Source organism: Burkholderia sp. IMCC1007 (assembly GCF_027257875.1).
Taxonomy (GTDB): domain Bacteria; phylum Pseudomonadota; class Gammaproteobacteria; order Burkholderiales; family Burkholderiaceae; genus Burkholderia.
In genome coordinates this window covers 1-12,282 of the sequence record NZ_JAPVQY010000068.1, presented here as the reverse complement: position 1 = coordinate 12,282, position 12,282 = coordinate 1, and the positions used below count along the sequence as shown (strand labels likewise).

Here is a 12,282-nt window from a genome sequence, read left to right as displayed (position 1 = left end):
CCGCCGCTCACCGGCCGCTCATGCGCCGCGCAGCGACTTCAGCCGGTGCGAGAATTTCTGGCGGAATTTCGCGAGCTTCGGCCCGATCACGACCGAGCAGTAGCCCTGCCCCGGATTGCGCGCGTAATAGTTCTGGTGATAGTCCTCGGCCGGCCAGTAGTTGTCGTCGAGCGGCACGACCTGCGTGACGATCGGCTGCCCGAACACCTGTTCGCGCTCCAGCTCGCGGATCACGTCGAGCGCGATGTCGCGCTGCGCATCCGAATGCGTGAACACGACCGAACGGTACTGCGTGCCGACGTCGTTGCCCTGCCGGTTCAGCTGGGTCGGATCGTGCGTCGCGAAGAAGATCTCGAGGATCTCGCGATAGCCGATGCGGGCCGGATCGAACGTCACGTTCACGACCTCCGCGTGGCCGGTGTCGCCTTCGCACACGTCGCGATAGCCGGGGTTGCGCGTATGGCCGCCCGCATAGCCCGACTGGACGGCCGTCACGCCGTCGACGTCGAGAAACACGGCCTCCGTGCACCAGAAACACCCGCCGCCCACAGTTGCGGTTTCAAGCATGTCGTTCCCCATGAAGTCAGTCCCTCGTTGATGACAGCGGCGGCACGCGCGCGCGTGCGCGCCGCCGCCTGTTCGTCTCGCCGCCGCCCGTTGGCACGGGGCGAAGCGGCACGCGTTCAAGTATCGCACTCGCGTGCGAATCCGGCAGAACCGCATGCTCGCCACGCACGACCGGCCGCGCGTTTCTCGTCTACACTTCTACACTCAGTCACGCGTCGCCTTGACGGCACACCGTCCGGCTGCACGCAGCGTCCGATGCCTGCCCGCTCCTGATGTACCCATCATCCGCCGGAACATCGATATGCACGCCTTAGCAGAGATCGCCCGCATCGCGAGCCCGTCCGTCGGCGCACCGCGCGCCGCCGCTTCACCTGCATCCTCGCGCTGCCATGCGCAGCGATCCGGGCCCTCGCGCCCACCCGCTTTCCCGACCTGATGCACGTCAACGCGCGTCGCGCCGACGCGCGCGCCGCGCAACGCCTACACCCCCGCGCACCGCAGCGAACGGCCGTGCGCCAACGACCCGACCCAACCGACAGAGGCACCCCGATGAGCATGCGGCCCGACCCGACCTTTCACGCTTCGCCGGAACTTGCGATGCAGGCGCCGGCGGAAGAGTTTGCCTATACGTTGTTGCTGAGCCCCGATTTTTCCAGCCCCGACGCGCTCGCCGTGATCGACGTGAAGCCGGGCTCCGCGACCTACGGAAAAATCGTCCACACGGTGACGATGCCGAACACCGGCGACGAGTTTCACCACTTCGGCTGGAATGCGTGTTCGTCGTCGCTGTCGCCGCTCACCGGCCACGCGTTTCTCGAGCGACGCTTCCTGATCATCCCGGGGCTGCGCTCGTCGCGCATCTACGTGATCGACACGAAGCCGCATCCGACGCAGGCGCGCATCCACAAGATCATCGAGCCCGACGAGATCTTCGCGAAGACGGGCTATTCGCGGCCGCACACCGTGCATTGCGGCCCCGAGGGCATCTACGTGAGCACGCTCGGCGGCGCGGGCAAGGACGGCACCGATGGCGCGCCCGGCATCTTCATCATGGATTGCGAGACCTTCGACGTGCTCGGCCGCTGGGAGATCGACCGCGGCCCGCAGGACAAGCATTACGACTTCTGGTGGAACCTGCCGCGCGACTACATGGTGTCGAGCGAATGGGCGCTGCCGCCGCAATTCGAGAACGGGATCGTCCCCGAGGATCTGCTCGCGAACAAGTACGGGCACCGCCTGCATTTCTGGGACCTGCGCGCGCGGCGCAACGTGCAGACGATCGATCTCGGCGCGCACCACCAGATGGCGCTGGAAGTGCGGCCCGCGCACGATCCGGTGCGCGAGTACGGGTTCGTCGGCGTCGTGGTCGACACGACCAATCTCGAAGGGTCGATCTGGACCTGGTGGCGCGAAGACGGCCAGTTCCATGTGAAGAAAACCGCGACGATTCCGCCCGAGCCGGCCGCGGCCGACGAGCTGCCGCCGCTGCTCAAAGGCTTCGGCGCGGTGCCGCCGCTCGTGACCGACATCGACCTGTCGCTCGACGATCGCTTCCTGTACGTATCGTGCTGGGGCACCGGCGAGATGCGCCAGTACGACGTGTCGGATCCGCATCGGCCGGTGCTCGCGGGCTCGGTACGGATCGGCGGGATCGTGCGCCGGGCACCGCACTCGAACGGCCGCGCGTTCGCGGGCGGCCCGCAGATGGTCGAAATCAGCCGTGACGGCCGGCGCGTGTACTGGACCAACTCGCTGTACTCGACGTGGGACGACCAGTTCTACCCGGACGGCGTGCCGGCCGCGCAGGTGCTCGCGCATGCGGGGCCGGACGGCGGGCTCACGCTCGCCGACGACTACTGGGTCGACTTCCCCGACGGCTATCGCGCGCACCAGATCCGGCTCGAAGGCGGCGACTGCTCGACCGACTCGTTCTGCTATCCGTCGGTCAAGCGTTGAACGCGGCGCTCTCCGCGCCGCTCGCGCTGTGGGCGGCGGTACTCGCAAGCGGCGTCTATCACGGGCTGAATCCGGCGATGGGCTGGCCGCTGGCCGTGTCGAACGCGCTGATGACGCGCCGCGGCGGCGCACTCGTTGCGGCGCTCGGCTATCTGGCGCTCGGCCACGCGCTCGCGGTGTTCATGGTGATGCTGCCGTTCGGGCTGCTCGCCGCGCTGCTCGCGTGGCAGTCGGCGATCCGGATCGGCGCGAGCGCGCTCGTGATCGGCTTCGGCGCGCTGCTGCTGATCCGGCGCCGCCATCCGCGTGCGCTCGCGCGGATCGCACCGGCGCGGCTCGGGCTGTGGTCGTTCGCGGTCGCGATCGCGCACGGCGCCGGGCTGATGCTCGTGCCGATCTATCTCGGCCTCTGCGGACTCGACGGGGACGCCCGGGACGCCGGCCATCGCGCGGCCGCGACGCTCGTCGACGCGCATCTCGGCATGGCGCTCGTCGTCGCGGCCGTGCATGCGGCCGCGATGATCGCGACGGGCGGCGTGCTCGCGTGGCTCGTCTATCGCTATCTCGGGCTGAAATTCGTCGCGCGGAGCTGGTTCAACCTCGATGCCGTGTGGGCATCGAGCCTGATCGTGACGGGCGCGCTGTCGCTCGGGCTGGCAGCGGCACGGTAGCCACGCGGCACGGTGCCTCCGCGACCGCGCTGCCTGCGGCCGCGCGCAATGAAACGCGGCGGAATCGGCGTTGGCGCGCCATTTCGGCGCCGCGCGGCCGTGTTCGCTACCTCACGCTCGCGCCGCGATGCGCCGCCCGCACGGGCCCGGCCGCGCCGATTCCGCTAAAATCCGGGCATGCGCACCACATCCCAATCGACCGCCGCGGCCTTGCCGCCTTTCGTCCGCCGCGCCCGCCGGATTCGCCGTGCGCCGCGCCCGCCCGTTTCGTCCCGGATGGCCGCCCGATGAACCATCCCACGCCACCGGATTTCGACTCGGCCGCATTTCGCCAGGCGCTCGGCCAGTTCGCGACCGGCGTCACGGTCATCACGACGCGTGCGCCGTCCGGGCAACTGATCGGCATCACCGCGAGCTCGTTCAACTCGGTGTCGCTCGACCCGCCGCTCGTGCTGTGGAGCCTCGCGCACAAATCGGCGTCGACGCCGGTGTTCCGCAGCAACAGCCATTACGTGGTGAACGTGCTCGCGGCGTCGCAACTGGAGCTGTGCAAGCGGTTCTCGACCTACAAGGGCGATCGTTTCGAAGGGATCGCGCACATGGCCGGCAACTCGGGCATGCCGGTGCTCGACGGCGCGCTCGCGTGGTTCGAATGCCACAACCGCAGCCGCTACGACGAAGGCGACCACGTGATCTTCGTCGGCGAAGTGGAGCGCTGCGGCGTGCGGGCCGAAACCGACGACGCGCCGCCGCTCGTGTTCCACGGCGGCGCCTTCCACGGGCTCACATCGCTTTGATCGCCCCGGTGCGCGCCAGCCCGACCGGCGCGCCCGCCTCGTCCTTCAATGTCTGCAGCACGATGTTCGAGCGGATGTCCATCACGCCCGGCGCCTTGTAGAGCCGGTTCAGCACGAAATCCGAATAGTGCTTGAGGTTGTGCGCGAGCACGCGCAGCAGATAGTGGCTCTCGCCCGTCACGACGAACGCGCCGACCACCTCCGGCCACTCGCGCAGCGCTTCCGCGAAGCGCTCGTGCCACTGGTTTTCCTCGTTGCGCATCGATACCTGAACGAACGCCTCGAGCTCGAAGCCGAGCTTCTCCCGGCTCAGGCATGCGCGGTAGTGCTCGATCACGCCCTGGTCCTCCAGCAGGCGCATCCGGCGCAAACAGGCCGACGGCGACAGCGAGATCCGCTCCGCCAGATCGAGATTGCTGATTCTGCCCTCTTCCTGCAGGACCGCCAGAATCCGGCAGTCGGTCGCATCGAGCGTGATCGCGTGCATTTTTGGTCCCCGTTTTCCCTCTGAGTCGAATTATCTGCCAATCCGGCGGATTGTCCATGTTTATTTCGCAAGCACTTTCTGCGAGCGTCCACCTATCATTCGAAGGATCGATTCACCGCTTCGTCAAGCCATGGACACTCTCTGGGACATCTCGCCGCCGATCAGCCCCGCCACCCCCGTGTGGCCGGGCGACACGCCGGTCGCCGTCGAACGCGTGTGGCGCATGGAGGCCGGCTCGCCGGTCAACGTCGCCCGCCTGACGCTGTCGCCGCATACCGGCGCGCACTGCGACGCGCCGCTGCACTACGACGCCGACGGCGCGCCGATCGGCGCGGTGCCGCTCGACACCTATCTCGGCCCGTGCCGCGTGATCCACTGCATCGGCGCATCGCTGGTCGTGCAGCCGGCCGATATCGCGGCCGCGCTCGACGGCGTGCCGCCGCGCGTGCTGCTGCGCACGTACAAGCGCGCCAGCGTCGAGCAATGGGACAGCGATTTCTGCGCGGTCGCGCCCGCGACCGTCGACCTGCTCGCTGCGCACGGCGTGAAGCTGATCGGCATCGACACGCCATCGCTCGACCCGCAGGAATCGAAGACCATGGACGCGCATCACCGCGTGCGCGCGCACCGGATGGCAATCCTCGAAGGGATCGTGCTCGACGACGTGCCGGCCGGCGACTACGAACTGATCGCGCTGCCGCTGAAGTTCGCGACGCTCGACGCAAGCCCGGTGCGCGCGGTGCTGCGTACGCTGCCCGGCCGCTCCTCCTGATTACCCGAACCACTGACCCGACATCATGATCAAGACCCGTGAAGACGCGCTCGCCCTCGACCGCGACGACCCGCTCGCCGCACTGCGCGACCAGTTCGCGCTGCCCGACGGCGTGATCTACCTCGACGGCAACTCGCTCGGCGCGCAGCCGCGCGCGTCGGCCGCCCGTGCGCAGCAGGTGATCGGCGCCGAATGGGGCGAAGGCCTGATCCGCAGCTGGAACACCGCCGGCTGGTTCGCGCTGCCGCGCCGCCTCGGCGACAAGCTCGCGACGCTGATCGGCGGCGCGCCCGGCGAAACGGTCGTGACCGACACCATCTCGATCAACCTGTTCAAGCTGCTGTCCGCGATGCTGCGCCATCAGGCCGAGCGCGCGCCCGAGCGCCGCGTGATCGTGTCGGAACGCTCGAACTTCCCGACCGACCTGTACATCGCACAGGGGCTGATCGAGCAACTCGGCGGCGACTACGAACTGCGCCTGATCGACGATCCGTCGGACCTGCCCGACGCACTCGGCGCGGACACGGCCATCGCGATGATCACGCACGTGAACTACCGCACCGGCTACATGCACGACATGCCGGCCGTCACGCAACTGGTGCACGACGCGGGCGCGCTGATGCTGTGGGATCTCGCGCACTCGGCCGGCGCGGTGCCGGTCGACCTGAACGGCGCACGCGCGGACGGCGCGGTCGGCTGCACGTACAAGTACCTGAACGGCGGCCCCGGCTCGCCCGCGTTCGTGTGGGTACCGCAGCGCCATCTCGCGCATTTCTCGCAGCCGCTGTCGGGCTGGTGGGGCCACCGCGCGCCGTTCGCGATGCAGCCGGGCTTCGCGCCCGACCCGGGCATCGCGCGCTTCCTGTGCGGCACGCAGCCGATCGTGTCGATGTCGATGGTCGAATGCGGGCTCGACGTGTTCCTGCAGACCGACATGCATACGATCCGCCGCAAGTCGCTCGCGCTGACCGACGCGTTCATCGCGCTCGTCGAAGCGCGCTGCGCGGGCCTGTCGCTGAAACTCGTCACGCCGCGCGCACATCACCAGCGCGGCTCGCAGGCGAGCTTCGAGCATCCGCACGGCTACGAGGTGATGCAGGCGCTGATCGCGCGCGGCGTGATCGGCGACTACCGCGAGCCGTACGTGCTGCGCTTCGGCTTCACGCCGCTCTACACGCGCTTCGCCGACGTGTGGGATGCGGTCGAGACGCTGCGCGACATCCTCGCCACCGACGCGTGGAAGGCACCCGAATTCGCCGAACGCGGCGCGGTGACCTGATCGGCGTCGCCCGGCGCGCGCCGCAATTACATGCGGACTGCGCGCCGCGCCCCCGTCATTCAATTCTGGAGAAAGTCGTGAATTCTGGTCATATGCAGCCACCCGGCGACGATGCGCGGGCCGGCTGCCCGTTCTCGGGCGCACGCGCCACCCACGAAGCGCCGCACGTGCCGGGCGATGCCACCGCGCAAGCCGGCTGGCACGACGCGCAGCTCGATTTTTCGAAGTCGATGAGCTACGGCGACTACCTGTCGCTGAATTCGATCCTCGATGCGCAGCATCCGCTGTCGCCCGATCACAACGAGATGCTGTTCATCATCCAGCATCAGACGAGCGAGCTGTGGATGAAGCTCGCGCTGTTCGAACTGCGCGGCGCGCTCCATGCCGTGCGCGACGATGCGCTGCCGCCCGCGTTCAAGATGCTCGCGCGCGTGTCGCGCATTCTCGAGCAGCTCGTGCAGGCGTGGAACGTGCTGTCGACGATGACGCCGTCGGAATACTCGGCGATGCGGCCGTATCTCGGCCAGTCGTCGGGCTTCCAGTCGTACCAGTACCGGCAGCTCGAATTCCTGCTCGGCAACAAGAACGCGCAGATGCTGCAGCCGCACGCGCACCGGCCCGACATCCTCGAACAGGTGCGTGCGACGCTCGAGGCGCCGTCGTTCTACGACGAAGTCGTGCGCCTGCTCGCGCGACGCGGCTTCGCGATCGCGCCCGAGCGGCTCGAGCGCGACTGGACGCAGCCGATGCGTCACGACGAGACGGTCGAAGCCGCGTGGCTCGAGGTCTATCGTCATCCGCAGCAGCACTGGGAGCTGTACGAGATGGCCGAGGAACTCGTCGATCTCGAGGATGCGTTCCGCCAGTGGCGCTTCCGTCACGTGACGACCGTCGAGCGCATCATCGGCTTCAAGCAAGGCACGGGCGGCACGAGCGGCGCGCCGTATCTGCGCAAGATGCTCGACGTCGTGCTGTTCCCCGAGCTGTGGCACGTGCGGACCACGCTGTAACGCACGCCATGCGCCCGCACGTCACGACGACGGGCGGGCGAGTTCTTCGCCTTCGCCTTCGCCTTCGCACGGCTGCGCAGCCGCACGCGACAGCCGCGGAATGTGCCGCCGCACCGCGAGCAGCGCGACGCACACCACGCCCATCGCGGCGGCCAGCATCGTCAGGTACGCATTCGCACCGCCCGTGGTGATCACGATCGCACCGGCGAACGCGCTGAGGATCGCGCCGAGCCGGCCGAACGCGAGCGCGCTCGCGGTGCCGGTCGCGCGCACCGCCGTCGGATAGATGTACGCGCAAAGCGCATACATCGTCGACTGCACCGCGTTGACGAACAGTCCATGCAGGCCGAGCCCGACGATCAGCCAGCCGGTGTGACGCCCCGCATCGACGCCCATCAGCCAGGCCGCGCTCACCGCGCCGCCGATGCTGCACAGCGCGAGCGGCCAGCGCGAACCGGCATGCGCGATCGCCCATGCGCACAGCAGCGCGCCGATCACGCCGCCGAGGTTGTACGCGGTGAGCCCCGCGCCCGCGACCGATACGCTGAGCCCGCTTGCGGCCAGCATCGTCGGCAACCAGCTGAATGCCGCGTACACCGCCAGCAGACACATGAAGAACGCACACCACAGCGCGATCGTGTCGCGCGCCTGGCCGCCGGCGAACAGCGCGCCGAAGCCGCCCCGCGCACCGGGCGCACGCGCATCGCGCAGATCGGTGAACACGGTGCCGGGCGCGACCGGCCGCTGCATGCGCGCGAGCAGCGCGCCGAGTTCCGGCCAGCGCGCGGGGCGGCGTGCCAGATAGCGCGGCGATTCCGGCAGCGCGCGCACGAGCACGAAGCCGAGCACGAGCGGCAGCGCGCCGCCCGCGAAGAACAGCCCGCGCCAGCCGTAGCGCGGCAGCACCTCGTGCGCGAACAACCCGGCCAGCATCCCGCCGAGCGGCACGCACACGATCGTCGCCGTGACCATCATCGTGCGGCGCCGCGCGGGTGTGTATTCGGCCGTCATCGTCGTGGCCGTCGGCAGCGCGCCGCCAATTCCGAGCCCCGCGCAGAAGCGCAGTATCGCGATCGCGGCGACGTTCGGCGCGAAGCCGATCGCGCAGGTCGCGACGCCGAACAGGAACACGCTGCCGATCACGGCCTGGCGGCGGCCGAAGCGGTCCGCGACGAGCCCCGCGCACGCGCTGCCGATGCCCATGCCGATCAGTCCGGCCGCCACCGCGGGCGCGAATGCGCCGCGCGTGATGCCCCATTCGCGGATCAGCACCGGAATCGCGAAGCCGATCAGCTGGCCGTCGAAGCCGTCGAGCACGATCGCGAGCGCGGCGAGCAGCACCACGTAGCGCTGCATCGTCGTAAACGGCCCGTCGTCGAGGGTCGCGCCGATGTCGACCGATGGTGGCGGCAATCCGTCGCGCGTGCTCATGCGACCTCCCGTGCGCCGCGCGGCGGCGGCGATGTGCGCGAACGGCGCGCGGCAAGACAACGGCATTCGATGCGTTTCATGGCGTCTCCAGTTGCCCGGGCTGGCGCGCACGCGCGTGCCCGAATCTCGTGCTGCGCGGTCGGCGTCGATGCGCCGGCCTCGTTCAGCTTTCAGCTTTCCTGTCCAGTCCGTGTCGGTCGAGCACGGTCCTCCCGCGCGCGGCGCATGCGTGTTGCCGCACGCCGCGAACCTGCGAGCGGCCCGCTGCTCAGTCGAGCCGCGCGTCGATCAGCCTGACCAGCGCGAGCAGCGCGTCGGTATGCGGGACCGCGACGCCCGTCTCGCGCGCGGCCGCGACGACCCTGCCGCTGATCGCGTCGATCTCCGTGCGACGGCCCGCGAGCACGTCCTGCAGCATCGACGGCCGGTGGCCGCGATGGTCGCGGATCGCATGCTCGACGTTGCGCGCGATGCGTTCGCCGTCGACCGCAATGCCCTTCGCGCGCGCGACGGCCGCGGCCTCGGCAGCGATCGCGAGCGCGAGCCGCGGCCCGTCGTGATGATTGCCGAGCTGGTCGACGGTGCAGCCCGTCGCCGCGCACAGCGTGTTGAGCGCCGCGTTGAACGCGACCTTCTCCCAGATCGCGGCCCACACGTCCGCATCGAGCGAACACGCGAGCCCGGCACCCGACAATGCGGCGGCCACCGTCGCCGCGAACGGGCGCGCCGCGCCATCGGCCGTCATCATGCGGATCGTGCCGGTGCCGTGCGAGCGCACATGCCCGGGCCCGGCGACGTCGGCCGGCCACGTCGTCACGCCGACCAAAATGCGTTCGAGCGGCACGAACGCGTTCAGCGTCTCGACGTTGCCGAGCCCGTTCTGCAGCGTCAGCACGAACGTATGCGGGCTCAGCACTGCGCGCACGCCGTCGAGCGCCGCGCGCGTATGCAGCGATTTCGTGAAAACGATCACCAGGTCGAACGGTGTGTCGGGCGCGGCGGCCGCGTCCGCATTCGCGGCTTCCGGCCGCACGGCCTGCAGCGTGCGAATGCGCCGTTCGCCGCGATCGTCGTCGATGCGCAGACCGTCGCGACGAATCGCGTCGAGATGCGCTTCGTTCACGTCGATCAACGTGACGGCCGCGCCGCGCTCGGCCAGCAAGCCGCCGAACAGCGAGCCCATTGCGCCCGCGCCAAGAATCGCAATCCTCATGGTCGCAAGCCTCTCAGAACGGATAGTGACGCGGCGCGGTCTGCACGGTGATCCAGCGCAGGTCCGTGAACGCGGCGATGCCGGCCGTGCCGCCGAAATGGCCGAAGCCGCTGTCCTTCACGCCGCCGAACGGCATCTGCGCCTCGTCGTGCACGGTCGGACCGTTCACGTGGCAAATGCCCGATTCGATGCGTGCCGCAACGCGCAGCGCGCGCGCGACGTCGCGGCTGAACACCGCCGACGCCAGCCCGAATGCGTTGTCGTTCGCGCAGCGGATTGCGGCCTCCTCGCCGTCGACGCGCACGATGCCCTTCACCGGGCCGAACGATTCTTCCGCGTAGATGCGCATCGCCGGCGTCACGTGGTCGAGCAGCGTCGCCGGGAACAGCGTGCTGTCCGACTTGCCGCCGCACACGAGCGTCGCACCGTGCGCGAGCGCGTCGTCGATCAGCGCATTGCAGCGCTCGACGGCCTTCATGTCGATCAGCGAACCGAGCACCACGGGCCCGCGGCGCGGGTCGCCGACCGGCAGCGACGCCGCCTTGTCGGCGAGCTTCGCGACGAACGCATCGGCGATCGACGCGTCGACGACGATCCGTTCGGTCGACATGCAGATCTGCCCGGAATTCGCGAACGCGCCGAATGCGGCCGCTGCCACCGCCGCGTCGAGATCGGCATCGTCGAGCACGACGAACGGCGCCTTGCCGCCGAGTTCGAGTACCGCCGGTTTCAGATGGCGCGCGCATGCTTCGGCGACGATCCGCCCGACGCGCGTCGATCCGGTGAAGTTCACGCGGCGCACGGCCGGATGCGCGATCAGTGCATCGACGACGGCGCCCGCATCGTCGGGCGCGTTCGTCACGAAGTTGACGACGCCGGGCGGCAACCCGGCCTCCTGCAGCGCCTCGACGATCAGCCCATGCGTGACCGGACACAGTTCCGAGCCCTTCAGCACGACCGTGTTGCCGCACGCGAGCGGCAGCGCGAGCGCGCGCGTCGCGAGGATCACCGGCGCATTCCACGGCGCGATGCCGAGCACGACGCCGGCCGGCTGCCGCACGCCCATCGCGAGCGAGCCGGGCACGTCGGACGGAATCAGCTCGCCGCCGATCTGCGTGGTCAGCGACGCGGCCTCGACGAGCCCGCTCGCGGCCAGGTGCACGTTGAAGCCGGCCCACAGCGCCGACGCGCCGGTTTCGGCCGCCATCGCGGCGACGAACTGATCGTGCTTCCCTTCGAGTGCGGCAGCGGCCTTCAGCAGCAGTGCGCGGCGCGCGCCCGGGCCGAGTGCCGCCCAGTCGGGAAACGCGTGAGCCGCTGCGTCGGCCGCCGCGCGTGCATCGTCGAGCGTGCACGCGGGGGCGGTCGACGCAATGTCGCCGTCGAGCGGGTTGCGGCGCACGAACGTCGCGCCGCTGGACGAATCGCGGCGTGCGCCGCCGATCAACATCGATACGGTTTGCATGGAATCTCCGAAACGACGCGCGCCGCGCGTCACGCAACTTCGATTTCGACGACGACGGGCGCGGTGGCGCGCAGCGCGTCGGTCAACGTGTCGTGCAGGCGCGCGGCATCGGCCGCGCGGATGCCGTGGCAGCCCATCCCTTGCGCGAGCGCGACGAAATCCAGGTCGGGCAGATCGGTGCCCTGCACCGGATCGTCGGGGCCGAAGCCGAACACCGGCGCGAATTCCTGCAGCGCCGCGTAGCGCCGATTGTTCAGGATCACGAACGTGATCGGCAACTTCAGCTGCGCGGCGCTCCACAACGCCTGGATCGAATACAGGCTCGACCCGTCGCCGATCAGCGCGATCACGCGCTGCCCCGGCCGCGCGAGCGCGACGCCGACCGCGGCCGGCATCCCGTAGCCGAGCCCGCCGCTGTCCATCGTGTAGAACGTGCCGCTGCGCGTGAACGGCAGATGCGCGTGCATCACCGGCCGCGCGCTCGGCGCCTCCTCGACGACGATGTCGTGTGCGTCGCGTACGTCGGCGAGCGTCTGCAGCGCGAACGCCATCGACATCCGTTCGCCGGCGGGCGGCACCGCGACGCGCGGGCGCGCCGGACGCGGCGCCGGCATCGGCCGCTCGGGCGGCGCCG

Annotated in this window: 12 protein-coding genes; 6 read left to right on the top strand and 6 right to left on the bottom strand. The window is 69.7% G+C overall.

All coding sequences use genetic code 11. The features are described 5' to 3' along the window. Positions 1-18: 18 nt before the first annotated feature. Complete coding sequence (msrA, locus tag O1Q03_RS34815) at positions 19-579, bottom strand: peptide-methionine (S)-S-oxide reductase MsrA (RefSeq protein ID WP_269509486.1); 561 nt, start codon at positions 577-579, stop codon at positions 19-21. A gap of 537 nt (positions 580-1,116) precedes the next feature. Here msrA and O1Q03_RS34810 point away from each other — a divergent pair. The 3 genes from O1Q03_RS34810 to O1Q03_RS34800 all read left to right on the top strand — a co-directional run bounded on the left by O1Q03_RS34810 (position 1,117) and on the right by O1Q03_RS34800 (position 3,991). After that, the gene (locus O1Q03_RS34810; RefSeq protein WP_269509484.1) at positions 1,117-2,523 is read left to right on the top strand and encodes a selenium-binding protein SBP56-related protein; all 1,407 of its coding nucleotides are present in this window, start codon (positions 1,117-1,119) and stop codon (positions 2,521-2,523) included. Then, entirely contained in the window at positions 2,520-3,194 is a 675-nt protein-coding gene (locus O1Q03_RS34805; protein WP_269509482.1) for a hypothetical protein, read from the top strand. The genes O1Q03_RS34810 and O1Q03_RS34805 overlap by 4 nt, the downstream gene beginning before the upstream one ends. Positions 3,195-3,481: 287 nt before the next feature. Further along, on the top strand, positions 3,482-3,991 hold the full coding sequence (locus tag O1Q03_RS34800; RefSeq protein ID WP_269509480.1) for a flavin reductase family protein: 510 nt from the start codon (positions 3,482-3,484) through the stop codon (positions 3,989-3,991). On the opposite strand, the gene O1Q03_RS34795 is transcribed toward O1Q03_RS34800, so the two are convergent. Then, positions 3,978-4,478 (bottom strand): Lrp/AsnC family transcriptional regulator, encoded by a 501-nt coding sequence (locus tag O1Q03_RS34795; RefSeq protein ID WP_269509478.1) that lies wholly within the window; start codon positions 4,476-4,478, stop codon positions 3,978-3,980. The two genes, O1Q03_RS34800 and O1Q03_RS34795, sit on opposite strands and share 14 nt — an antisense overlap. Positions 4,479-4,608: 130 nt before the next feature. Here O1Q03_RS34795 and kynB point away from each other — a divergent pair, with 130 nt between their 5' ends. The 3 genes from kynB to kynA all read left to right on the top strand — a co-directional run bounded on the left by kynB (position 4,609) and on the right by kynA (position 7,539). Continuing rightward, positions 4,609-5,250, top strand: a complete 642-nt coding sequence (kynB, locus tag O1Q03_RS34790) for an arylformamidase (protein WP_269509476.1) — start codon at positions 4,609-4,611, stop codon at positions 5,248-5,250. 25 nt (positions 5,251-5,275) lie between these two features. Further along, positions 5,276-6,529: a kynureninase gene (gene kynU, locus O1Q03_RS34785; protein ID WP_442865905.1), complete on the top strand. Its 1,254-nt coding sequence runs from the start codon at positions 5,276-5,278 to the stop codon at positions 6,527-6,529. Positions 6,530-6,621: 92 nt separating this feature from the next. Next, a complete protein-coding gene (gene kynA / locus O1Q03_RS34780; protein ID WP_269509536.1) occupies positions 6,622-7,539 on the top strand; it encodes a tryptophan 2,3-dioxygenase in 918 nt (305 codons plus the stop codon). A gap of 21 nt (positions 7,540-7,560) precedes the next feature. Here kynA and O1Q03_RS34775 read toward each other — a convergent pair whose 3' ends face one another. From O1Q03_RS34775 to O1Q03_RS34760, 4 genes are all read right to left on the bottom strand, one after another. Then, positions 7,561-8,970 carry an MFS transporter gene (locus tag O1Q03_RS34775; protein WP_269509474.1) on the bottom strand — a complete coding sequence of 470 codons (1,410 nt, stop codon included), beginning with the start codon at positions 8,968-8,970 and terminating at the stop codon, positions 7,561-7,563. Between the two features lie 268 nt (positions 8,971-9,238). Further along, positions 9,239-10,183 (bottom strand): ketopantoate reductase family protein, encoded by a 945-nt coding sequence (locus tag O1Q03_RS34770; protein ID WP_269509472.1) that lies wholly within the window; start codon positions 10,181-10,183, stop codon positions 9,239-9,241. 13 nt (positions 10,184-10,196) lie between these two features. Continuing rightward, entirely contained in the window at positions 10,197-11,648 is a 1,452-nt protein-coding gene (locus O1Q03_RS34765; RefSeq protein ID WP_269509470.1) for an aldehyde dehydrogenase, read from the bottom strand. 29 nt (positions 11,649-11,677) lie between these two features. Further along, positions 11,678-12,282, bottom strand: a 605-nt coding sequence (locus tag O1Q03_RS34760; protein WP_269509468.1) for a thiamine pyrophosphate-dependent enzyme, incomplete at its 5' end; no start/stop codon positions are given.